This window comes from Halolactibacillus miurensis, from assembly GCF_900116255.1.
In the GTDB taxonomy this organism is placed as follows: Bacteria; Bacillota; Bacilli; order Bacillales; family Amphibacillaceae; genus Halolactibacillus; species Halolactibacillus miurensis.
Map to the genome: position 1 here is coordinate 34,776 of NZ_FPAI01000010.1, position 25,227 is coordinate 60,002.

Annotated in this window: 18 protein-coding genes and 1 riboswitch; of the genes, 14 read left to right on the plus strand and 4 right to left on the minus strand. The window is 40.9% G+C overall.

The window, feature by feature from the left end:
- Positions 1–94: 94 nt before the first annotated feature.
- The 6 genes from BM390_RS07980 (at position 95) to BM390_RS08005 (ending at position 8,344) form a co-directional block, all read left to right on the plus strand.
- Positions 95–1,918, plus strand: coding sequence for a sensor histidine kinase (locus tag BM390_RS07980; RefSeq protein WP_177220675.1), 1,824 nt, complete (start codon positions 95–97; stop codon positions 1,916–1,918).
- Positions 1,893–3,467, plus strand: coding sequence for a response regulator (locus BM390_RS07985; RefSeq protein WP_177220676.1), 1,575 nt, complete (start codon positions 1,893–1,895; stop codon positions 3,465–3,467). The genes BM390_RS07980 and BM390_RS07985 overlap by 26 nt, the downstream gene beginning before the upstream one ends.
- A 94-nt stretch (positions 3,468–3,561) precedes the next feature.
- Positions 3,562–5,076, plus strand: coding sequence for a glycoside hydrolase family 31 protein (locus BM390_RS07990; protein ID WP_089854152.1), 1,515 nt, complete (start codon positions 3,562–3,564; stop codon positions 5,074–5,076).
- A 184-nt stretch (positions 5,077–5,260) separates the two neighbouring features.
- Positions 5,261–6,550, plus strand: coding sequence for an ABC transporter substrate-binding protein (locus tag BM390_RS07995; RefSeq protein WP_177220677.1), 1,290 nt, complete (start codon positions 5,261–5,263; stop codon positions 6,548–6,550).
- 85 nt (positions 6,551–6,635) lie between these two features.
- Positions 6,636–7,517 (plus strand): carbohydrate ABC transporter permease, encoded by an 882-nt coding sequence (locus BM390_RS08000; protein ID WP_062320474.1) that lies wholly within the window; start codon positions 6,636–6,638, stop codon positions 7,515–7,517.
- Positions 7,514–8,344, plus strand: a complete 831-nt coding sequence (locus BM390_RS08005; RefSeq protein ID WP_062320476.1) for a carbohydrate ABC transporter permease — start codon at positions 7,514–7,516, stop codon at positions 8,342–8,344. Before BM390_RS08000 ends, BM390_RS08005 begins: the two co-directional genes overlap by 4 nt.
- A gap of 175 nt (positions 8,345–8,519) precedes the next feature.
- Here BM390_RS08005 and BM390_RS08010 read toward each other — a convergent pair whose 3' ends face one another.
- From BM390_RS08010 to BM390_RS08020, 3 genes are all read right to left on the minus strand, one after another.
- A complete protein-coding gene (locus BM390_RS08010) occupies positions 8,520–9,500 on the minus strand; it encodes an FMN-binding protein (RefSeq protein ID WP_177220678.1) in 981 nt (326 codons plus the stop codon).
- Positions 9,501–9,644: 144 nt separating this feature from the next.
- Positions 9,645–10,658, minus strand: coding sequence for a response regulator transcription factor (locus BM390_RS08015; protein WP_177220679.1), 1,014 nt, complete (start codon positions 10,656–10,658; stop codon positions 9,645–9,647).
- A 94-nt stretch (positions 10,659–10,752) separates the two neighbouring features.
- Complete coding sequence (locus tag BM390_RS08020) at positions 10,753–12,666, minus strand: sensor histidine kinase (protein ID WP_177220680.1); 1,914 nt, start codon at positions 12,664–12,666, stop codon at positions 10,753–10,755.
- A gap of 364 nt (positions 12,667–13,030) precedes the next feature.
- On the opposite strand from BM390_RS08020, the gene BM390_RS08025 reads away from it, so the two are divergent.
- Both BM390_RS08025 and BM390_RS08030 read left to right on the plus strand, forming a co-directional pair.
- The gene (locus tag BM390_RS08025) at positions 13,031–14,572 is read left to right on the plus strand and encodes a PTS transporter subunit EIIC (protein WP_089854166.1); all 1,542 of its coding nucleotides are present in this window, start codon (positions 13,031–13,033) and stop codon (positions 14,570–14,572) included.
- 1 nt (position 14,573) lies between these two features.
- Positions 14,574–15,272, plus strand: a complete 699-nt coding sequence (locus tag BM390_RS08030; protein ID WP_062320484.1) for an N-acetylmannosamine-6-phosphate 2-epimerase — start codon at positions 14,574–14,576, stop codon at positions 15,270–15,272.
- Between the two features lie 134 nt (positions 15,273–15,406).
- On the opposite strand, the gene BM390_RS08035 is transcribed toward BM390_RS08030, so the two are convergent.
- Positions 15,407–16,216, minus strand: a complete 810-nt coding sequence (locus BM390_RS08035; RefSeq protein ID WP_089854168.1) for a MurR/RpiR family transcriptional regulator — start codon at positions 16,214–16,216, stop codon at positions 15,407–15,409.
- Between the two features lie 276 nt (positions 16,217–16,492).
- Here BM390_RS08035 and BM390_RS08040 point away from each other — a divergent pair, with 276 nt between their 5' ends.
- From BM390_RS08040 to thiT, 6 genes are all read left to right on the plus strand, one after another.
- The gene (locus tag BM390_RS08040) at positions 16,493–17,227 is read left to right on the plus strand and encodes a MurR/RpiR family transcriptional regulator (protein WP_062320490.1); all 735 of its coding nucleotides are present in this window, start codon (positions 16,493–16,495) and stop codon (positions 17,225–17,227) included.
- 159 nt (positions 17,228–17,386) lie between these two features.
- Positions 17,387–19,942: a glycoside hydrolase family 38 N-terminal domain-containing protein gene (locus tag BM390_RS08045; protein ID WP_089854172.1), complete on the plus strand. Its 2,556-nt coding sequence runs from the start codon at positions 17,387–17,389 to the stop codon at positions 19,940–19,942.
- A gap of 19 nt (positions 19,943–19,961) precedes the next feature.
- Complete coding sequence (locus tag BM390_RS08050) at positions 19,962–21,578, plus strand: PTS transporter subunit EIIC (RefSeq protein ID WP_089854176.1); 1,617 nt, start codon at positions 19,962–19,964, stop codon at positions 21,576–21,578.
- Positions 21,579–21,691: 113 nt separating this feature from the next.
- Positions 21,692–23,014: a 6-phospho-alpha-glucosidase gene (locus BM390_RS08055; RefSeq protein ID WP_089854259.1), complete on the plus strand. Its 1,323-nt coding sequence runs from the start codon at positions 21,692–21,694 to the stop codon at positions 23,012–23,014.
- Positions 23,015–23,085: 71 nt separating this feature from the next.
- Positions 23,086–24,213: a glycerate kinase family protein gene (locus tag BM390_RS08060; protein ID WP_177220681.1), complete on the plus strand. Its 1,128-nt coding sequence runs from the start codon at positions 23,086–23,088 to the stop codon at positions 24,211–24,213.
- A gap of 215 nt (positions 24,214–24,428) precedes the next feature.
- Positions 24,429–24,536, plus strand: a riboswitch (TPP riboswitch).
- 90 nt (positions 24,537–24,626) lie between these two features.
- On the plus strand, positions 24,627–25,211 hold the full coding sequence (gene thiT / locus BM390_RS08065; protein WP_089854182.1) for an energy-coupled thiamine transporter ThiT: 585 nt from the start codon (positions 24,627–24,629) through the stop codon (positions 25,209–25,211).
- The last annotated feature ends 16 nt before the right edge of the window (positions 25,212–25,227 follow it).

Genomic DNA, 25,227 nt, shown 5'->3' on the forward strand with positions numbered 1-25,227 from the left:
CAACAAATGTTCAATGAATCAGTAAAAAAAGCCGATGTGGTCATTGACCGAGGTGTGCTATGATATAAGGATTAAACTGAAAGCGGTGTCACGTATGTTAATGAAAAACACACTCGAGGCGAAGATGCGTACAGCTTTTTCGCTCATTTTTATTGTTATCATTTCTCTAGTCGGGATGATTATGTTTCATATGATTAATCAGTCATTTCGTACGCACAGTGACCAAACCCTTGGTCATGTCGTCGAGGCGAATTTAGATTTATTACATAATCATTTAGATAATCTGGACCGCTTCACCAACCTGATCGCCAATGACCCAGACGTCCAGCGAGCGGTCGGGTATCGCAATCGGACAGAACAAATTGATTACGCGATTGAGTTAAAGAATCAACGACTCGTTCATGAACGCCTTCAACAACTTACGCTGGTGCCTTATATTAAAAACGCTTATATTATCGGCGAATCTGGTCATATGTTGTATTCTTATAAGAAAAACGTGCGGAATGAATATAACTTTTATGATGCCCCTTGGTTTAGCGATGTGATTGAAAATGACCGATTTAGTGATAATTATTTTACCGGCTTTCATCCAACCGACTATTTACTCAATCACCAAGAAAAACAAACGATTTCAATTATTAGGCAGATTCAAAACACCTTTTTATTTGCGCCGACAGACCGGTCTTACTTAGTCTACGATATCGATTTATCCGCCATTCTATTAGAAAATACACTCGATCAAGACCTAAATATTCTAATTAGTAATGGCACAGAGTGGGTCTACTTACCGGAATCACTGACGTTGTCACATCAACAACTCATGGCCGTAGGGGAGACATTGTCTGATTCAGACGTTGATACGGTGATAGAAGAACCATTTGGACAGGGGGCTGATTTACTCGTTAGGTCGAATGTGATCAGGCCAACCGGTTGGCAAATGATTGGGGTAAAGAAGATGTCCAGTGTGACCGCATTTGAGTGGAACTTACTCACGGTCATTCTGACCGTCATCATCGCTTCCGCGATCTTAATTACCATTGTCTCAGGGCTGTTATCAAAAAGTATGCTAGTGCCGATGAGACATGTGATCGATAACTTTCATCAGATTTCAAAAGGGCATTATGACGTCACTTTTGATAAGTCAAGCAGTGACGAAATTAAAGAACTATCAGATGCGGCTGAAACGATGGTCCATAACATTACCTCTCTAACGGCGCACTTAGTGGATGAACAGAAAAAAGTATCGGAGGAACAAATGCGGGTGCTTCAAAATCAAATTAATCCACACTTTTTAAATAATGTGCTCCAGTCGATTAAGGCACTGGCCATAAATAAAGAAAGTGAGAAAATCTCACACTTATCGACCTTGCTCGGTAAAATGTTGGAGTACGCGGTCTATCAACCGTATGCCCGTGTGCCGTTAAAAGTTGAACTCACCTATCTAGAACATTATTTGGCGATTCAAAACATTCGCTTTGATGCTCATATTAGGCTCGATCTTGTATTACCTAAAAAATTCGAAGATATTCTTATTCCAAAGTTACTGCTTCAGCCGCTGATTGAAAATGCCATCTTACACGGTCTCAGTGGCAAAAAAACGGGCCAAATCACGTTACTCGTAGAAGAAGAAGGCGACGATTTAGTCCTCGTAATGACGGATGATGGCCGCGGCATGTCAGCTGATGAACTTCAGGCGTTACGGGTGAGTTTAGACCAAGTAGATGCGTCACAAACGAATATTCAAAGCATTGGACTAGCGAACGTATATAAACGCTTGACGCATGAATTTACCCGCGCCGCCTATTTAGCTGTCTATGCAACGGAAGGAACGGGTACCACCGTTGTGATTAGCTTACCTAAACGATTATTAAACCAGCATAAGGAGGAAAATGATGACACTATCTGTCGTACTCGTTGATGATGAAGCTTTAACGATTCAATTACTCACGCACCTTATAAACTGGCAATCACTTGACTTAACACTCGTCGGTACGGCAAGTAACGGGGTGGAAGCACTCGAAGTGATGGAAGAAACCAAGCCTGATATCGTGATCACCGATATTAATATGCCTAAGCAATCGGGACTGGATCTTATTAAACAGACAAAAACAGCCTCACACCAACCGGCGTTCATTTTAATTAGCGCCTACAGTGACTTTCGTTATGTCCAAGAGGCGATGAAGCTCGATTGTCATGACTATATTTTAAAGCCGATTGATGAACATGAATTAGCTCAAGCCATTACCCATGTTATCGAAAAAATCTTAGGTGAACGACAGATTGAGACGATGATTGAACAACATGACCAAGAGTTAAAACGGTTGTATCTGAAAAATTACTTATTCTCAGGCCAACCGATCGACTTGTTAGCGGTTCGTGCTGAGGATTATCCGGTGGACTTTCGTCACTACCTTGTTTTAATTATTAAACTACAGTATCAGTCCATGGAGGAGTTCAATAAAGCCGGTCATATGAGTCAGGATCATAAGCAGAAAGTAGAGCGGACGATGTCAGGTGTGTTAGGTGATACGGGGCATGTCATCTTTGACTATCACCAAGAGGCTTGGGTATGTCTCATTTCACAGGTGTCCCCCTCTGAAATGGGTCATCTCGCCAAACTAATCGTGCAACAGCTACAAGAGGTGAGTCCGTTATCCTTTCATGCTTGTTTTAGTCACGTCTATCATACGCTAACCGACCTTAATCAAGCTTATGAAGAAGCGAAGCTTTTGACACGGTATACGATGTATTTAGATACCGATACGGTTCTTGGCTTTAGCTACAACATGGACTCTAAAGCATTTAAAGAACTAAATACAGAAAGCTTACTAAAAGAACTTCATGACAGTATCAAACAAAAGTCCTTTCAACAGGCGAAAAAGGTGTTGGATGATTTGTTTGCTGTCTCCAAACATATTAATCCTGAAGCACTCGAGACGATTTATGAGACGTGCTATCAGATTACGACACTCATTCAAAGCACTTTAGTTGCTCAAGACATAGAGAATGACGAGACGACCCGTCTTCTTAAAACATCGTATGAGGAAATCAAACAGTTAACCGATTTAAAACAACTCCAAGCGTTTATGCATCAGTTACTGTATGTGGCACTGTATGATCATGACCATCAAGATGCGCGGTACAGTCGATTAGTTCAAGATGGTATTCGGGTGATTAAAACAAAATACCAAGAGAATTTAAACTTAGAGACGATTTGTGATGAAATCGCGGTAAGTAAAAACTATTTTAGTTATTTATTTAAACGCGAAGTCGGTATGAACCTTTGGCAATATTTAACCGAGTACCGGTTAAAGAAAGCGAAACGACTGTTACTAGAATCAGAGCTAAAAAGTTATGAAATCGCTTTTCAAGTCGGTTATGATAACCCGAGTTATTTTTCGATGGTGTTCAAGAAATATGAAGGCATGACGCCAAATCAATATCGACAAAATAACGTAATAAAGTAAAAGAAATCAAGAATGGATTGACTGTTTATTCACTCAAAAGACGATTAAGGTTAAATAGAGACACAATAAAGGAAGATAAATGGAGGGAAATGGCATGATAATGTCAATGGAACCAAATGAATATTGGTACGGCGGTTATGTACACGATGGGATCAAACAACCCATCTCAGCGCGAGATGACTATACGTGTGACTCGCGTCTTAATACAAGCCCCAATCAACTGATGCCGTTATTTTTATCAACGAAAGGACGGATCATCTATCAGAAAGAAGGTTTTGTCGTAAGGTTTAATAAGGGCACGATTGAACTACCTGATACAGTAGAGGTGATTACAGGACAAAAAGATTTGCGCGGGGCTTATGTATATGCGATGCAACACTTTTTCCCGTTTCAATCCATCACATTAGCCGAGGAATTGTTTACTCAACCGGTCTATAACACGTGGATTGAATTAACGTTTAATCAAAATCAAAAAGACGTGCTTCGCTATGCCGACGGTCTTCTTTCGAGTGGTCTTCCGGCTGGTGTTTTAATGATTGACGATGGTTGGTCAGATTATTACGGTAAATGGTCATTTAACCAAGGGAAATTTCCTGATGCGAAGAAAATGATTCAAACGTTAAACGCTAAAGGCTTTCACGTGATGTTATGGATATGTCCTTATATTACACCGGACACGGTCGAGTACCGTTATTTAAAAGATCATGATTTATTAGTGAAGAATCCAGATCAGACTATCTTTATCACCGAGTGGTGGAACGGACACTCCGCTGTACTCGACTTGACTAATCCAAAAACGCGTCACTGGCTTGACCAACAGCTACAACAACTTAAAGACTTAGGGGTGGCTGGCTTTAAATTTGATGGGGGAGACAGTCTATATTACCGCGAGGATAACGTTACTTACCGACCGGTAACGCCAGATGAGCATTCGTTACTTTGGGCAGAGTTTGGCTCGCGTTTCGCTTTTAACGAATTTCGGGTGACGACACATGCCGGTGGCCTATCATTAATGCAGCGACTTTGCGATAAAGACCATGATTGGGGCGAGACAGGTATTGCCTCACTGATTCCTAATAGTCTCCTACAAGGCATTACCGGGCATCCGTTTTGTTCACCGGATATGATTGGCGGGGGCGAATATTTAAACTTCTTAGAACTGGAGTCACGTGCCCTAGATCAAGAATTATTCGTGCGTCATAGTGAGATTGCCTCACTGATGCCGATGATGCAGTTTTCAGCTCGACCGGACCGATTTTTAGCTGAGGATTATATGGCGGCGATTCTGAATGGTGTCAGTGAAAGAGCGCGTTTAAGTGAGGTGTTGCTTCAAGCGGTTCAACAAGCAAAAACAACCGGTGAGCCGATTGTTCGCTACATGGTGTATCAGTTCCCAGATGAAGAAGTTGCTGAGGTGACCGATCAATTTATGTTAGGGGACACGTTACTTGTTGCTCCAATCTATCAAAAGGGCGCAACGAACAGATCTGTCTATGTACCGAAAGGGACGTGGAAAATGGCGGATCAGCTTATTGATAGCCAGGGAGAAATGATGACGTTAACGAATACGTTTGGCGTGCCGATCGTTTTAGAGTACCAGGCGCATTAATTAACGAGCTACCTTAATGTACGTTAGGGTAGCTTTTATTTATCTTAAGCACGTGATTAACTCGATCGCGTATCGCTTTATGATACGAACGTAATTTGTTGATAGAAAGAGCATAATATCCTTGATTTATTAACAACTGAGAGTTTTGTAAGATGAGTGTATAACATTTGAAAGGAAGATGAACATGAAAAAGAAAACGCTTACCCTATTGATTAGTTTAGTATTAACCTCGCTATTATTAATGGCGTGTGGTGGAGAGGATACCTCAAGTGATGCTGATACCCCTTCATCAGATGAGACAAATGAAGAAGTGATTACCCTTAGAATGATGGGGTATAACCCAGAATCAAGTCGCGCACAATACTTAGCTTATCTTGATGAACAACTGCCAAATATCAAGGTTGAATTTGAGTTTGTGGCACTTGATAACTTTAACAACGTGTTAAATTCACAACTTCAAGCAGGAGAAGGTCCTGACATTATTGAAGTCGGTGGCGAAGCAAAACTATTGGCGCGTGCTAATTACTTATTAGATTTAACGGAATATGACTTTATGTCAAAATACGCTGCCTCAGGAACGGCCCCGTATTCTGTTGACGGTAGTGTCTATGCCGCACCGTTACAATCATGGTTTGAAGGTTTCTTCTACAACAAAGCCATCTTTGATGAATACGGCGTAGAGGTTCCGCGTTCACTGGATCAATTAATCGCGGTCAGTAAAGAACTAGAAGCACAAGGCATGACACCACAAGCAATGGGAGCGCAGTCTTGGGAACCGATGATGAAACAAAGCATTGGGATTGTGAACAATGAATTCTATTCAAACGAAGACAACATGGCATTTAACGATCAATTTAACGAAGGTGAAGCAAAGCTTTCTGAAGCTTGGTTACCGTACGTAGAAGAATGGTACCGCCTGATTGAAGAAGGCATCTTAAAAGAAGAGATGCTTGGCTTAAGTTACGATCAAGCATTAGATGATTTTGCGACAGGTAAAGCAGCGATGTGGCAAAGTGGTCCGTGGGCCATTGAAACGATCTATGAGAAAAATAGTGATATTGAGTTAGGAATGTTCCCTATTCCAGGGGTAGAAGAAGGTCCAGGTTGGCTGATTGGTGGCCCGGGTTCCGCGCTTGCGATTAATGCGAACTCAAAACATGTCGATGAAGCTCTTGCGGTATTAGAACTCACCGCAACTGAAGAAGCTCAACATAAACTTGTCGCAGATAATGCCGGTAGCTCATTTTTAACAGGGGTAGAAGTTGACTTAGGTGAGGTGTATGCCGATAGTGAAGAAGCGTTCAAGTTAGGGAATGTTTATGCGCCTTGGACTGCCTCATGGTTCTCAGGTAACCCGATTGTTGAATCATACGGTAAGTCACTTCAAGAGGTATTAAGTGGCACGAAGACGGTAGAAGAAGCACTTCAAGATGCCGATGAGACGAACCAAACATTAATTGATACGCTAAATTAAGCGGATGTGGACAGAAAGGATCGGTCAGAGACCCGATCCTTTCACTCACAAATAAACCGTTAAAAATCTGTGAAGGGGTTTTCTTATGTACGGTAAGAAAAGAGAACGTGTATTTCTACTGATGATTTTACCAGCCTTTGTTGGTTTCTTTATTCTTTTTATTGTTCCGACACTGATGTCATTTTTCTATAGTTTAACGAATTGGTCTGTTTATAATGCCGATTTAGATTTTGTTGGTTTAGCGAATTATAAGCAGTTATTTAGTGATACAAAAACAATGGCGAGTATTAGTAATACCGTCAAGTATGCGGTGTTAATCACTATCTTCCAAAATATCGTCGCCATTTTACTGGCGGTCTTTCTGAATAAGAAAATGAAAGGGGCTAATTTTACTAAGTCACTTGTCTTTCTTCCAGCCGTGTTAAGTATTTTAGTCACAGGTTTCTTGTTCCAATACATTATGAGTTCCTCTGATTTTGGACTCTTTAACCGCATTATTCAGTTCTTTGGTGGTCAACCTATTAACTGGCTAGGGGATGCTGATCTTGCTTTATACTCTGTTTTAATTACGCAAGTATGGCAGTGGTCCGGTTGGTCTATGGTGATCTATATTGCGAATTTAAAAAGCATTGACTCTGCTCTATATGAAGCCGCAGATATCGATGGCGCTGGCAGTGTCCGTAAATTCTTTACGGTGACATTACCACTACTTTATCCAGCTGTCTCGTTTAATATATTAATGAGCTTAATTGGTGGTATGAAAGTCTTTGATGTCATCTTTGCGATGACTAAAGGTGGTCCGGGTTATGCGACAGAGACCATCATGACAACGATGATTAGAGAAGGATTCAACAGTGGACGAAATGCTTATGCCTCGGCCTTAGCAGTCGTGTTCTTTATTGTCGTCTTTATCCTATCACGGATAGTCATTATCTTCTTAAATAGATGGGAGCGAAAAATATCATGATGAGAAAAAAAGCGACCACATGGTTATATCGGTTAGGCTTTGTGCTTATTTCAATCGTCGTCGGCTTACCCCTCTATTACTTAGTCGTGACGACATTTAAAACGCCAGAAGAAGCGGCGTTAAGTCCTCTTGGATTACCAAGTTCCTTAAACTTTGCGAATTATGAACGGGCTTTAGAAGCGATGAATTACGGGAATGCGTTAAAGAATAACTTAGTCATTACCGTTTCCGCCGTGATTTTGTTAGTCGTCTTCGCCTCTATGGCTGCCTATGTGATTTCTCGCAGTCAATCGAAACTATTTAAAACGATGTACAATATCTTTTTAGTCGGTTTAATTATTCCGTTTCAAATTGCGATTGTACCGTTATATCAAATCATTTCTGGTTTAAATTTAATGAATACCCATACGGGCGTAATTTTAGTCAGTGTGTTCTGTATTAACTTACCGCTATCGATTTTCTTATTACGGGGATTCATTAGTACCGTCCCAGTTGAATTAGAAGAAGCGGCATTTCTAGACGGATGCGGGACGTTTAAAACGTTTTGGTTAGTGATCTTCCCATTATTAAAACCGATTATTTCAACGGTCGTTATTCTGAATGCGTTGGCGATTTGGAATGACTTCTTAACACCGTTACTGTTCCTGCAGTCACCAGATAAAGCGGTCTTACTCCAAGAAGTCTATAAAAACGTCGGACCATTCTCAACGAACTGGACATCGTTCTTCCCAATGTTAGTCCTATCAGTCTTACCACTTGTTGTCTTCTATATTATGATGCAAAAACGTGTCATTGAAGGCGTTGTAGCTGGTTCTGTGAAAGGTTAATCATTTAATGCTATTCATGACAAAAGCCCTTTATTAGCATGTGCTAATAAAGGGCTTTTGCTGGTTGTTCTTTCTTCATATCTATTACATAAGACAAAGCTGTGCCTGACACCGAATCTATAGGGTAAGGAGAAGATAGTCAATGGTTTATGGTGTCAGGACAAACGTCAGTGTCTTAACGTAAACCGTCTTTAACTAATTCTGCTTGTACTTTTTCCGCTAACATTAAGTAGTTATCCCAAGCATCGTTACGAATGGTAAAGCCGCTTGAAGCGTAATCGCCACTTTCGTCAATCGCTGGTAACTCAGAAAGGTCAAGTAAGTCTTGTGTTTTGACTACTTTTTCATTTAAGGCATCCATTTGTACGTTGAAACCAATACGTGATGGTTCATCATAGATGACACTTTCATATTTTGATTGGCGGTAATATTGTTTTAACGCTGGGTCTTCAATATCATCTGGATGATCGGCAAATATTTCATCATAACGGACAGAGGTAATGGTCTCACCGTCTAACACAACTTGTAAGAATCCGGTTAAGCCGCCACCGATCTCTTCAGCGATCCCGTAGTAGACCTGACTTGTTTCTTCACTCATTTGCGCATCAATCTTTTCAGCCATTGGTAACATGGATTGATGAATACTATTTGATGCCCCACTCACCACATCAAATTCACCTGTTAACGTTTGATTTTCTAGCATTTGTTGTTCAACTAAGACAACACTTTGAATCCAAGCCGCACCTTTTTTCTCACCCATACTGAAGTTATATTCAGATAGACGTTTCGGTACGTTTTGGAAGAAACGGTTATAGTAGTTCGGGCGTGTCATTTCGTTAAATTCGATATACGCAATCCCGTCATCGTTTTTAACAACTTCAAGTGTCCCAAGGTGACCTTGTCTAAAGCGTTCTTCGGTGTAGTAGTAGCTCCCTTTAATTAACCCACTTGGTGGTTGAGCGGACCAATCAAGGGTGGTCATTTCATATTCCCCATTTTCTGTTGCCGCGCTTGTCGTATCGGCGGTGGTGTCTTCTTTGTCTGTTTCTGGTTCTTCTGCTTGAGCGTTACTATCGCTTTCTGTCCCGCAAGCGCTAAGTAAAAGCAACGCGCTAAAAGCCAAAATCATCATAAATGACGCAAGATATTTTTTCATGTCAAAAACTCCTTTTTATATTGTGATGTATTGCACATGTTGTGTACGCTTCTCATCATAAAGGAGTTAATCAATTTTTTTAAGTCATTATGTCCAGTTCTACCCGTTAAAATGTACAGGTCTGATAGGAAAGTAAAATAAACGTTACGCTTTGTCTCTAAATTGGAGAGGCGTGAGTCCGGTTTCTTTTTTAAAGACACGACTGAAGTAGTCAGGATTACGGTAACCGAGCCGGTCGCTAATTTCATATAGTTTTTCTTTTGTTGTGAGAAGTAACACCTTCGCTCGGTAGATTTTCACCTGAATCAAGTAGTCACCAAGCGTGAGTCCGGTTTCTTTTTTGAACGTATCCGCTAAATAGTTCTTATTGACAAATAGCGCATCCGCAATCGTTTTAATCGTTACTTTATCATCCGTTGTTAAGGCAAACTGACAAACTTTTTCAATTAGAGGCTGCTTAGCGGATGTGTAAAACAACCGCTTCACTGGACAAGCGATGGTTTCCATCGCATCGGTAAGGACTTGTTTGATCGCTTCTTTGTTATCTATTGTTACGGTAAAAGGCAGTTGAAACCTTAAGTACCAAGGAAATCTCTTTAGAATACCTTCTGTCACGGCTTCGAGATACGTGTCTATTTGTACTTTAAGACGCTCCATGTCAGTCGTTTCACCTAAGTCTTTAAGAAATGGTTGGATCCATGCCAGAGCGTCTTGCTTAAGGGTGATACATTGGATGATAGCGGCTATTTGTTCATCATCAACCACATGTTGCTGGATAGCTTGATGATCTAATTGTTGTTTTAATGCGGTTAAGCACCGTTGTAATTCATGCGCATTGACCGGTTTCACTAAGTAGTCCGTAATGTTGTAGTGAATCGCTTGTTTAGCATATTGAAAGTCTTCATATTCACTTAAGAAAATGACATGCGTATGAATCGACGCTTCGCGCATCGCTTTGAGTAAATCAATCCCGTCCCAACCTGGCATCCTGATATCTGTAATAATGAGATCGACATCATGTTCCAACAGATAGTGAAAGGCGTCTTGTCCGTTAGCGGCTTCATGGACAACGGTAAAGCCATGTGCTTCAAAGTCTGCCTTTCGTTTGAGTTGTTTTAAAAAAATCTCCCAGTCATCGACAATCATCACCCGATACATGGCCGACACATCCTTTCGCTTTGATAGATATAAATACATATATATAGTCTGGCGCTTTAATTTTTACTTTCAGTTAGTCAATTCAATGCCTTCATCACGCTTTTGGAAAGACTAACGTTACCGTCGTTCCTTTTTTCAGGCGACTTTCAAGCTGAACCGAACCACCGAGCGCTTCCATAATCCGTTTGACCGTTGAAAGACCAATACCGGTGCCTTTCTGATGTCCCGTTGTAAACAAGTCCCACACATGTGGTAAATCATCCTTGGCAATCCCACAACCATTATCCGTGACCAACACAGAAAGTGTATCTTCTGTTTCAACGGAATCAATCATAAGTAATAGCGGTTCGTCTTTTGTTTTATAGGTGACAGCATTATCTAAAACATTAAGAAACACTTGTTTGATTAACACCGCCTCACCTAATACGGTTGGTAACGGCTTGTTGAATATAACCGTGAAGTCATGTGAGAGACGGAGTTGATCTAACACCTCGGTGATGAACGGTTGTAGTGGGACACGCTCTTTTTCAATCGTTGCTTGATTGACGCGTGAATAGTGAAGCAACCGCTCAATCAGACGAATCATATCAGCAACAATGTGACGGATAGAAGCGAGAGCATCTTTAGTCTCACCTGATAGATTATGTTCATCCTCTTCAATCATTTCCGTATACGCATCAATCGCACGAATCGGTGTTTTTAAGTCGTGTGAGACGACATAGTTAAAGCGTTCGAGTGTCTCAATTGAGGCATGTAAATCTTTCGTACGCTTGTTGACCCGTCGTTCTAAATCACTATTTAAGCGTGTCACTTCCTTCATCGCTTCTTCAATATCCGTCATATCCCGAATCATCGCGACGAGCCTAGGCTCACCTTCTTTTAACTGGATTTTTTTCAAGTGAATCGACCAAACTAACGTCTTACCGCTGTGTGCTAGTACCGTCATTTTCTTTTCGATAAAGCCACCTTGCTGTTCCAGTTCTTGTAGCCAAGCTTTTCCTTTCACTTCGCTAAATAACTGACAAAAATTTGTGCCAATCAGTTGGTTTTCTGTTAAGTCTAAGGTTGAGTAGATTGAAGGGGAGGCGTTCACAATCGTTCCGTCTAGCATTAATTCTAAATAAATATCCTGCATCTGTTCAAAAATGGCTTGATAGCGTTCATAGGTCGTCTTAAAGGCGCGTTCATTCGCTAGCGTCTTTTCGACATACCGCATTGTGACACCGGCCATAATCATAAACAGAAAACTAGAAAGAAATAATGTCAATGCAGTCTTTGGATTTGGTGGTAAGAGCCACTCAGTTAAAGGGACCTCATCAATCAGAGTATATTGCACAGCTAAAATGAACGAAATAAAGAGTAAGCCGCCGCCTAAAAATCCAGTAAGAACGCGTCCGTTATAACGCATACTCTCATCTGTTTCTAAATTAAACAGTTGACGAATGCGAGGTAATAAAAGTACCGTGTCCACAATAAGTAACAACATCATCTCCATAAAGATACCGCGCACAGAAAAGTACCAAACAATCTCTGATTGAATCGAAGGGAAAGCCTCTAGATTCCACGGTGGTGGATTAAGTGTCATCAATGGTTGAAACAGTGTCGCATAAATAATAAAGCGCACGACAGAATAAGCTAGTTGAATCGTGATTGGGTGATTGAGTCGTGTTGGTGACGTCTCGCGCCAATACTTCCCTAAGCCGTGGAACACAATCCAAACGTATAACACCAACATCCCGACAAATGAGCCGTAACCATTCATATATCCTAAGATAAACGGGTATAAGAAAGTAAGCCCGCAGGTAATACTAAGAAGACCAAAACGTAACCCGTACGCTAATGTAATAACAAGGGGGAAGGCGATACTCCAGATGAAATTAAGTTGAAAATCACCAAACGGAATCCGGATCGCGTAGCCACTAAATAATAGACCAATCAGTCCGAAACTCACACTAATAATAAATTTTTTAATAAATGGTTGGGAGGTGAGGAGAGTCATTTTCGGCATATAGGTGTTCCTTTCTCGATGTTTTTTCATCATGTCTCACGCAGTAACAACTTTGTACAATCTTTCACAAAAATAAAGCTGTCTCTCATTATAGTATAGACCGATCGTTTTTGGCGAGTGTAAATATGACGAATCCATGAATAGTTTTTAAATGATTTGGCGATGATACAACAGACATCTAGAAGATAATTGTAGTGTGAGTGACTTGATTTTTACGTATTGTTAAGTAGGAGTGTCAATCAGCTATCGTTGAAATTAGAAAAAGCAAGAAAAGAAAACGTTTTAAAAATTTAATAAAAACTATTTACAAAATAAAAATAAAGTTGTAAACTGTTATCAAATAAAACTTTTAGGGGTGAGTCACATGAACAACGCTTTTTTTGAAAAAGCACAACGTTTTGGTAAATCTTTTATGTTGCCGATTGCCGTATTACCTGCAGCAGGGTTATTACTCGGTATTGGTGGCGCCTTTAGTAATCAAGCAACTGTAAACGCTTATCCGTTTTTAGATGTCGCCTGGCTACAAGCGATCTTTACAGTGATGAGTTCAGCCGGTAGTATTATCTTTGGTAACTTGCCAATCATCTTCGCTGTTGGGGTTGCGATTGGATTAGCACGTAGTGATAAAGGAACGGCAGGCCTTGCGGCTGTCCTTGGTTTCCTCGTCATGCATGCGACGATTAATGCGGTCCTGATCATCAGCGGGGAGCTCGCAGAGACAAACATCGCCGGAGTCGGTCAAGGATTTGTCTTAGGGATTCAGTCATTAGAAACAGGCGTGTTTGGTGGTATTCTCGTCGGGATCATGACGTATATGTTACACCAACGCTTCAACAAGATTGAATTACCACGCTTTTTAGGTTTCTTTGGTGGATCACGGTTTGTGCCAATTATTACATCGTTTTCAGCTATTATTCTTGGTGTTATTATGTTCTTCTTTTGGCCAATCGTTCAATCAGGTATCTTTAGATTAGGTGACTTAGTAGAAGCTACGGGTTATGTAGGGACGTTAATCTATGGTTTTGTCTTACGTCTCCTTGGACCATTTGGCTTACATCACATTTTCTACTTGCCATTCTGGCAAACGTCACTTGGTGGATCAATGGTTGTCGATGGTGCTTTAATCGAAGGGACGCAAAATATCTTCTTTGCGCAATTAGCTCAAGCTGATAGCGTGAGCCAGTTCTTTATCGGAACGGCACGCTTTATGTCCGGTCGTCACATTACGATGATGTTCGGTTTACTCGGGGCATGTTTAGCGATTTATCATACGGCTAAACCAGAAAACAAGAAGAAAGTTTTTGGTTTAATGCTGTCAGCTGGTTTAACATCATTCTTAACTGGTATCACAGAACCAATTGAATTCTCGTTTCTTTTTATCGCACCGGTTCTCTATGTTGTCCACGCTTTCTTTGATGGTGTCGCTTTTATGATGGCACATATCTTTGAGATTACAATTGGTCAAACATTCTCAGGTGGTTTCATTGACTTCTTACTCTTTGGTGTCTTACAAGGGGTAGAAAAAACAAACTGGATTTACGTACCAATTGTCGGTGTTCCTTGGTTCTTCTTGTATTACTTCACGTTCAAAGTCTTAATCAAGAAATTCAACTTTAAAACACCCGGTCGTGAAGACGAACAAGAAGAGACAGTCGAATTTTCAAAAACAGAACGCGCGTCAAAAATCATTGAAGGTCTTGGCGGCGAGAAAAATATTAAAGATGTCGATAACTGTGCGACACGCTTGCGTGTTAGTGTCTTTAATGGCGAAATCGTCGATCAACAATTATTAAAACAAACGGGTGCTCACGGGGTTGTCTTAAAAGGCAACGGGGTTCAAGTTATTTACGGACCGCAAGTCAGCAACATTAAAAATGAAGTAGAAGAAGCGATGGGAGCTAATTAATATGAGTTTTTTAAAAGAGTTGAAAGGACCATTCGTGGTGTCTTGTCAAGCATTAGAAGACGAACCTCTCCACTCATCTGATATTATGGCGAAGATGGCCATTGCCGCACAGATGGGCGGAGCGGACGGTATTCGCGCCAACTCGGTATCAGATATCAATGCGATCAAACAAGCGGTTGACCTTCCGGTCGTCGGCATCTTAAAACGCGACTACGACGATTCAGACGTCTTTATTACCGCGACCAAAAAAGAGCTTGATGAGCTCTTTACGTCAAGCGTTGATATGATCGCCCTTGATGCGACAGGACGCACGCGTCCAGGTCGTGAGTCGTTAGAAGACTTGGTACGTTATGCGAAAGAGCAGCGTCCAGATATTGAACTAATGGCGGATGTGTCATCAGTTGAAGAAGCAGTCATGGCTGAACAGTTAGGTTTTGATTGTGTCTCGACCACGCTCATTGGTTACACAAAAGAAACAGAAGGTCAATCACTGTTTGATGATGACTTTAGACGATTAAAGGAAATGAAACAACAGTTATCGATCCCTGTTGTCGCAGAAGGTAAGTTAAACACACCAGAGCTTGCGAAAGAAGCACTGGAAAACGGCGCAGATTTTGTGGTAGTCGGTAGTGCGATTACCCGCCCACAACTGATTACTGCGCGCTTTAAAGAAGTGATTGACACGCGTCACAATGGCTAATGTGACAAAAGAGTTTTGTGGCTAGAATTCTTAGAGCTTTTACCTTAACAACACCTATTGTAAGATAATAATGTTTTTCTCATTTGATAAATGAAGAGCCTGATGCGTGAGTAGTGACACGCATCAGGCTCGTTTTATTTTTTCGATTTATAATTTTTTAACGCCGTTAAGGTTTTATCGTAATTGTATTGACTCGTGTCATCTTGCATCAACAGCAGCGTTAAAATATCAATCACATATAAAATCGAGAGCTGACTATTGAGTAAGCCTTTTGTTTTAAAAGCACGCATACTGTAGGTGAATAAGGTGACATCACTAAAGGCGGTTAGCTTTGTATCGACGTAGTTAGTCATGACTAAAATATTGGCTTTGTTTTGTTTGGCGAGTTCAAAACTATCAATGATCTCACTCGTCTCACCAGAAGACGAAATCGCGAGCACACAGTCCTCTTCTGTCATAATCGCACTGGAGAGAATCATACTATGCGAGTCATGGTATGTATCGACTTTGTATCCCATCCGCTGGAGTCTTAGTTTAAACTCTTCCCCTGATAACCCCGAACTACCAAGTCCGAAGATATGAATCCGTTTCGCTTGCTTAATAATATTTACCGCTTCAATATAGGTCTCAATCGTTGATAAGGATTCTGATGATTCAACGACCGACTGGTACATATGATTGACTAAGGCCATCGCATCATCCGACTCAACCTCTTCTTCAATCGCATCACGCAAAGAGATTTTCAGTTCGACAAAGTTTTTTGCGCCAACTTTATGGCTAAAGCGGGTAATCGTCGCAACCGATACACCAGCGGATTCAGCTAAGTCTTTAATATGCATATTCGCAATCTTAGGGTAGTGGGCTAACACATAGTCAGCGACCTTTTTTTCTAATTTACTTAATGATTGATAATGTAGTTGGATTTGATTTAATACAGACGTCATTATTTGTCTCCCTTTTTACATAGGTTTTCATGGCCATGTTAAATAGCATGGAAAAAATGAAAGTGATTTACACCTTTCATTATACATTGAAAACTGGACGGATTAAAGGCGTTACTATATTTAGTATCTATTCTGAAAATAATGTGAAAAGCACTGACGAAGGAAACAAAAAACAGTGAAATTACTGACGTTCGTCTTGTCAGGTCCCTCTTGAAGCGGTAATCTATAAAGGAGTGCCTTATGTGACCATAGGAACTGACAAAGGGAGGAAACAAGATGTACCGGGTCATTCATCAATTAAAAGAACGAAACTTTGACCGAACGATTACGAAAAGCGAAAAAGCCGTCCTTGATTATTTAGAAGCCCATTTCAATCAGATCCCGAAATATACGGTCGTAAAAATCGCACGAGAAAGTTATACGTCTCAAGCGACGATTAATCGCACCGCAAAATTACTCGGATTTAAGGGCTTTAGTGAACTAAAGTATGCGATTAAAGAAGATGTAGATTTACTGTCGAGTGAAACACAAACACACATTAGAAATACAGAATATATTTTATCAAAAATTAATTTCTCGCAAGTAGATAGCTTGGTTAAACATCTTTATCAGCACCGTCGCACCATCCTCATCTTTGGTTTAGGTGCTTCTAATGTTTCTGCTCAATATATGGCTAGACAATTTTTATATTTTGGGATTCCGGCGATTGTTGTTTCTGAACTACAAATGTTGAATCAATTTAAAGGTTATACCTTACTCATTCTCTCCAGTTCTGGTGAAACGCAGCGCTGCCTCCAGATGCTTGAGAATGCTAAGCGTGCCAATATGTTCATTTTATCTATCACAAAGAAAGCTTCCTCCATTAGTGAAAACAGCACGTATACCTTCGTTCATGATGTCCCCGTAGATAAAATGGAGGGTATTTCTCGTGAACAACAGTTACATATGATTTTAATGATCAATGAAGTCATTAACAAACTAAAGCTTAATTACTTTCATCATACGACGTAATAACTATTTAAAAGATCTTCTATCTCACGCCTTTTAATTGCTTATGCTAAAGGTGTGAAAAGAGATCTTTTTGTTTTGGATAATTATCCGTCTCTTTGAAACGCACGGATAAATGTAAGCGCTATACTTAGAGTGTCATCAACACATAAGGGGGATATCATGAAACGAGATATTAGAATTTTAATGCATACACACTGGGATAGGGAGTGGTACTTTACAAAAGATGAAACAAAGGTGTTACTAAGAAACCATATGCAAGATGTCATGGACTATTTAGAAGAAAATCCAGAGACCATTTATATTTTAGATGGGCAAAGTGTTATGATTGACGACTACCTAGAACTGGAACCAACACAAGAACCACGGCTGAAGCGACTCATTCAATCAGGCAATTTAAGGGTAGGACCGTGGTATACACAAACGGATTTATTACTTGTCCACGGGGAATCCATTTTTAGAAATCTCTATTACGGCATTAAACGCGCACGAGAATTTGGTGAGCCGATGCTTGTCGGTTATGCACCAGATACATTTGGACATGCGAGTCAAATGCCGCAAATCTATCAACATTTCGGTATAGAGTCAACTTTCTTTTGGCGGGGCTTTAGTGAGTTAAAAGCAAAGAAGTCCGACTTTTTGTGGGAAGGTATTGATGGGACACAAATTTTCGGTGTGAACTTAGCGACAGGGTATCAGGGGGCAAAGTATTTAGAAAGTGACGCTTCACTACTAAGTGAGAGAATGGCAAAGTTAATGAGTGTCCTTGATGCTTATTCTGCTTCAAATAGCCGCTTAATTATGAATGGACACGATCAAATGCCACTTCAACGTGACATTAAACAAGTCATAACGGCGCTAGAAAAGCTGTATCCAGAAGATAACTTCTCACTCACAGATTTTGAAGGTTATCTTCACACACTAAATAAAGAAGACCTTGAGATTGTTAAAGGCGAGCTGACTGATAGTAAACATGCGCGTATCCACCGCACGATCGGCTCAACTCGGATGGATATTAAACTCTTAAACAATGAGATTGAAACGAAGTTGTATCACACCTTAGAGCCACTGGCAGTGATTGGTGAACGGGTCGGTATCCCGTACCCCCACGGTGTGGTTGAAAAAGTCGCCAAGCTATTATTCGGTGCGCATGCGCATGACTCGATTGGTGGGTGTAATAGTGATGCGGTTAATCAAGATATTAGGCAGCGTCTCATTAACGCAAAAGAAATGGTTGACACACAAATTGACCTGCATTTAAGACTACTGACGATGGCTAATAAAGAGACGGATCAGACAATCGTGATTGTGAACCCACTACCAGAAAAGCGCACCGATGAGATGGTGTCACTTGAGATGATCACGCGTACAAAAAACTTTCTTCTTTATGATGAATCGGGACAAGAGATTGACTACGTGATTGAACATCAACAAATAGAAGATGCTGGTTTAATTGATCGTCAAGTGGCGGCGAGACTTAAAGACATTCAAGTCTACCGCACGAAAGTCTATGTGAGCGTGGACGAGATGCTTGGGCTATCTGCGCGTTACGTCACTTACGAAGAAGTTGAGACAGAAAGAGCTGAAGAGGTACAATCAATAGAGTCCATGATAGAAAATCAATTTGGTCAACTATTTATTGAAAACAATCAACTACATTACCGCCATAAAGCAACGAATCGCCTCTTTACCAACGTCCTTTCGATTGAAAATAGTGGGGATGCGGGTGACAGTTATGATTACTCACCACCGGTGAATGATTGGGTGCTTAACAGTAAGGACGTGGGTGAGCTGTCCTATCAGGTTGAGAAAAGAGATCTATCAGAGGTGATCCAGTTAACGATTGCTTTTGATGTTCCGAGTCATCAGACAGAACGAGAAAACAAACAAGCAACGACGCAGGTAGAATTTACTGGGACGTGTCGATTATTTAACAATGATCCGAAAGTATACGTTGAACTGAATCACACAAACGTAACAGCTGATAGTCGTTACCGACTTGTGTTTCACACGGGAATAGTCACCAATCAAGTGAAAGTAGATGGTTATTTATCTGATCAATTTAAACCAGTGTATTTAACAGAACCGTTAACGATTTGGGAACAAGACAACTGGGTTGAAAAACCAGTCAGTATCGAAACGATGCAAAGTTATTTATCATTAACAGCTGATGATCAATTTAACCTCTATACGAAAGGGCTAAAAGAATATGAAGTAGTTGGTGATTGCGCTTATCTTACCTTGTTTAGAACGTTCTCTCACCTAGGTAAACGAAATCTTGTGAATCGACCCGGTCGTCCGTCAGGTATTGAAATCAAAACACCAGATAATCAATTAACCAACACAACCTTTACGTTTAACTGTGCGTTTGATTTTGAACAAATCGAGACGCAAAACAAACAAGCCAAAAGCTATCTCACACCATTTGTTGCTTACCAACGAAAAGCATTTAATCGCTTTAATATTAATCCAAGACCTAACGTTGCATTAGACGAAGCTGATGTCACCCTAGACTTAGGACAGTGTGTGGTCTCAGCGGTGAAATGTACAGAAGACAATCAGTTATTTGTCCGGTTATATAATCCAATGTTTGAAACAGAGAACTTAACCTTACCTCCAGGTACGCAAATAGCGAATGCGATGGAAGAATCCCTTCATGTTGTTGAACAAGTAGAGGTTAGGCCCCAACAAATTATCCAGTTTATATTACATCACTAAGAAGAAAAGAGGCAGTTATATGACAAACTTTAAAAAGAATTTCCAAAGCTTCGGAAAGTCGCTCTTATTCCCGATTAGTTTACTGTCATTTATGGCGATATTCCTTGGACTTGCCGCAGCGCTCCAAAATCCGAATATTATTGAATTTATGCCCTTTTTAGATAATACCTTCTTACAAAACATTTTAGGTATGATTAGAAAAATATCAGCCCTCCCATTCGGGTATTTACCGTTATTATTCGCGATGTCGATTCCACTTGGCATGGTGAAGCGTGATAAAGAAGTGGCTGTTTATGCAGGCGCTGTTGGGTATATTGCGATGCTCATCGGGATGAACTATTTCCTTTCGTTACAAGGATATACGCCTGAGACAACATCGATTGCCTACTTAATGGAAACCGAAGGTTTAAGTCAAGTGGAGGCAACGTTACTCAATGCCCGTTTTACAAGTACGCTTGGGATCTTTGTTTATAACACGAACGTGATTGGTGGTATTATCGCTGGTTTAATGGGCGTCTACTTACACAATAAGTTTAGACAAACAGAACTGCATGCGGCGCTGACATTCTACAGCGGCAAACGTTTTGTGCCGATTATCTCGGCTTTAGTGATGGTTGTGGTTGGTATTGGCTTAACGTTTGTATGGCCAATTGTTAACGCAGGTATCATCAATATGGGTGAATTAATTAGTGAAACAGGATTGTTTGGTACGTTCCTCTATGGATTTACTGAAAAAATCATTAATCCAACGGGCTTGCACCACATCTTAAATCAAACGTTTAGATTCACCGCTCTGGGTGGGGTAGAAAATATTGATGGTCATTCACTTGTCGGTGCCTTACAGATTTATCTGTATCAATTAGATAAAAATTTACCGTTCTCAACAGATGCGACTCGCTTCTTAGCACAAGGTAAGATCTTACACATGGTGTTCGGTATGCCAGCAGCCGTCTTGGCGATCTACCGGATGGCGTTACCGGAAAAACGTGAGAAAGTCTTAAAGTTCTTCCTAGCCGGTTTAACAGCGGTGATTTTAACCGGTATTACCGAACCGATTGAATTTACCTTTATCTTTATTTCACCTGTCCTTTGGATCGTAAATGCGATCTTTGCGGGATTAGCGTTCTTAGTCCCAGCTATTTTTGATGCAGGAATTGGGAATATTCAAGGGGGAATCATTGACTGGTTAGTTTTTGGTGTCTTCCAAGGACTTGAAACGAAATGGTACATTTACTTAATTGCCGGTCCGATATTCTTCGCAATGTATTATTTCAGTTATACGTTTATTATCCGTAAGTTTAACGTCTTAACAATTGGTCGTCGAAAGACCGACTTTGAAGATGATGAAGAGGATGATACGGAAAACGTGCCAGTCAAAGAACAGGATCGTAAGACGGCTGAAAACATCATTGAAGGATTGGGGGGGCTTACCAATATTGTCGATGTCGATAACTGTATTAGTCGTTTGCGTGTAGAAGTGAAAAATGGCGAGCTTGTGAAAGAAGCGTATTTAAAGAAAACCAACCCCAATGGTATTGTGCGTCCGGATGCTAACACCGTACATGTTGTCTATGGTGGCCGGGTCTCTAAGATGCGTAACATTGTTGATAACTATATGTATGAACAAAAAGCGTAAGCGTTAATGAGCTATCACAAGAATTAAACACACAAATAAAAGCAAAGCAGTGACTGACGGATTAATGCTAAGTCATCCGTCAGTCACTAATAAATAAAAGAGGGATGTTGATGATGAAAAAAAATAATATTGTCTTAGTCGGTGGCGGTTCAACGTGGACACCAGGTATTTTAAAAGCGATGACGACACATTTAGATCAGTTCGGCTTAAACCAGGTCGTGCTATATGATGTTGATCAAAAGCGTCAAGAAGTGATTGGTGAGTTTGCGAAGATCCTCTTTAAAGAAGAAGCACCGGAGGTAGAGGTTGTGTATACGACCGATAAAGAAGTCGCTTATAAAGAGGTTGACTTTGTTTTCTGTCAAATGCGTACGGGTGGATTTGATATGCGTGAAAAAGATGAAAAGATTCCCCTTCAACATGGCGTCATTGGTCAAGAAACGTGTGGACCGGGGGGCTTTAGTTACGGATTGCGTTCGATTCGTGATATGGAAGAGATGGTACGTGACGTACGCCTGTTAAGTCCAGATGCTTGGATTTTGAACTATACGAATCCAGCGGCGATTGTCGCGTTAGCGCTTGATAAAATCTTCCCGAAAGAAGACAAAATCTTAAATATTTGCGATCAACCGGTCAACTTACTTCGATCGTACTCAAAACTGATTGATCATGATGTGAATAAATTAGAGCCCGTTTACTTTGGTCTCAATCACTTCGGTTGGTTTACACATATTTATGATGAAACAGGACGTGACCGGGCACCAGAGTTAAAAGAGATCATTTTAAATGGTGGCTTTAGACCGGTTGATGCGGAACAACGTGATCAATCGTGGCTTGAGACGTATGCGATGGTAGAGGACATGTTAAAAGATTTTCCTGATTATTTACCGAATACGTATTTACAATATTATCTCTATCCAGAGTATAAAGTGAAAAAACTAGATCCGAACTGGACGAGAACGGATGAGGTAAGAGAAGGTCGAGAGAAGAAAGTGTTTGAGGAATGTCGTCGTATTGTCGACAATGGCACCGCACGTGACTCAAAAGTCGTTCATAACGATGCTCATGGTGATATGATGGTTGAAGTCGCCGCATCGATTGCCAATAATGAGCGGAAAACCTTTATCGTGATGGTGAGAAATGATGGTATCATTGCGAACTTACCAGATGATAGTATGGTTGAAGTGGCAGCAACGCTTGGTGCCAATGGGCCACAACCTTATGCGGTTGGTCAGATTGGCACGTTCTATAAAGGGCTTATAGAAAACCAACATGCGTTTGAAAAATTGACCGTTGAAGCCTATATGGAAGGGTCATATACAAAAGCGCTCCAAGCCTTGACACTTAATCGTACCGTTGTGGATGCGAAAAAAGCTCGGGTTGTACTCGATGCCTTGATTGAAGCAAATAAAGATTACTGGCCAGAATTAAACTAATACGTGAAAGACAAAGAAGAGTATGGCACACTATAGTCATACTCTTTTGTTTTTAGAAAGGAATGAAAGTGATGCGCATCTTAACAGCAATTGATTCGTTTAAAGGTTCGATGACAAGTTTAGAAGCCAACAGAATCGTCAAGGATACATTAACGGAGCATGACGTCATAAGTTTCACTGTCGCTGATGGTGGCGAAGGGACGGTACAAGCATTTTTAGAAGCAGAAGACGGAGAATATATTCAGCGTACAATCACTAATGTGAACGGTAAAAAAATGTTAGCGACGTGGGGATGGATGAAAGAGAGTCACACGGCGGTTATTGAAGTGGCAGAAGCAGCGGGTATTATTCAGGCAGATAAAGATACCTTTCACCCCCGCCACCATACGAGTTTTGGAGTGGGAGAACAAATCAGTCAAGCGCTTGATTACGGCGCAACAACGATTATTTTAGGGCTTGGTGGCAGTGCCACGGTCGATGGCGGTATGGGCATGATGATGGCGCTCGGCGTTAAGTTCCTTGATGAATGTAATCAATTACTGCACGCACTTCCAGCTGATTTAAGCAGAGTAAAGAAGGTAGACATGAGTGGATTAGATTCCAGAGTGAAGCATGTTAAGTGGTTGATTGCAAGTGATGTGACGAATCCTTTACTAGGAAGTAACGGAGCCACGTATGTGTTTGGTCCGCAAAAAGGGTTTCTAAAAGAAGAACTAGCTGAACGAGAACAAGCGATGATGCAATTTAGTCGAGCAGTGGAAGAAACGTTACACGTGTCCTGTACTGAGATGCCCGGCGCTGGAGCAGCTGGGGGGATTGGTTTTAGTTGTTATAGCTTTTTTGGGGCAACGTTTCAAAGTGGTTTAGATCTTTTAAGTGAACGCGGGAAACTAAAAGAAAAGTTACGTGACGTTGATTTAGTGATCACGGGTGAAGGGAAGTTTGACAGGCAGTCACTCGCAGGTAAAGTGCCAATCGGAATGAGTCGACTAGCTAAAGAGGTGGGCGTACCGACGGTGGTCTTTGCTGGTAAGGTCGAACAGGGATTAACCGAGTTAAAGGAAGAGAATATTCATGTCACGCTACCGATTGTGAACGAGCCGATGACACTTGACTTAGCTATGGCAGAAGGCCCGAGATTATTAAAGGAGGCACTCGAAAGGTTTCAACAGATTCTCACGTTAACCGTTAAGAAATAATTGTATGGCCGTTATTCAAACGAAAGGGTCAGTAGAACATGAATGAATCATTAGAAGCTCTCTCTATCTTCATTTCTTTCTGCATAACATAGTGATGAAATGATGTATATAGAAAAACAGATAGGCAGATGATAACGATGAAACAATTTAAACATCATCCCTTGCATTTTCAGAATAGACTGATATAATACAACTAACAAGAAAAGTAATTGAATCAAGCCTTCAAGGGGAGCTGATAATCGTCAGCTGAGAGTAAGTATCGATACTTAGACCCTCTGAACCTGTTAGTTAATACTAGCGTAGGGATGGTGGCTTTTTTGATGGCGTTTTAAGTAATGTTAGGGTCCTCCATCAGGAAGCATCCCTTGGCATTGCTTTTTTTGTTGCACAAATTTTATGAGGAGGCATGTTTGATGCAATCAAAACGTACATTATTTTTAATTGAGGTCGCGATTTTTTCAGCGCTTGCGCTTATTTTAGACCTCGTCCCATTCTTATCATTTAAAGTATGGGCCCAAGGAGGATCGATTTCTTTTGCGATGATTCCGGTGTTTATTATCAGTTATCGCTGGGGACTAAAGGGTGGCTTATTATCAGGATTACTGTTAGGTGTCTTACAAATTGTTTCAGGTACTGCCTGGATCGCTCATCCGGTTCAAGGTTTGCTTGACTATCCAATTGCCTTTACTGTGTTAGGTTTTGCGGGACTCTTTAAAGACCAAGCAGCGAATGCATTACAGAGTGGTTCTAAAGGGAGCTTTGTGAAGTGGGTCATTGTCGGTGTTGGGCTCGGCAGCACCCTTCGCTTTGTTAGTCATTATCTAGCAGGCGTGGTGTTCTTTGATTCACTCATTGACGGCATGAATATTTGGCTCTATTCTTTTGTTTACAATGCGTCGTATATTATCCCGTCGGCGATTATTAATATCATTGCGGTGGCGTTTCTCTTTAGTAAACGCCCATCACTTGTTAAAAAACCGATGCGTCACGCCGCTTAATGGACCCTAGCGCGTG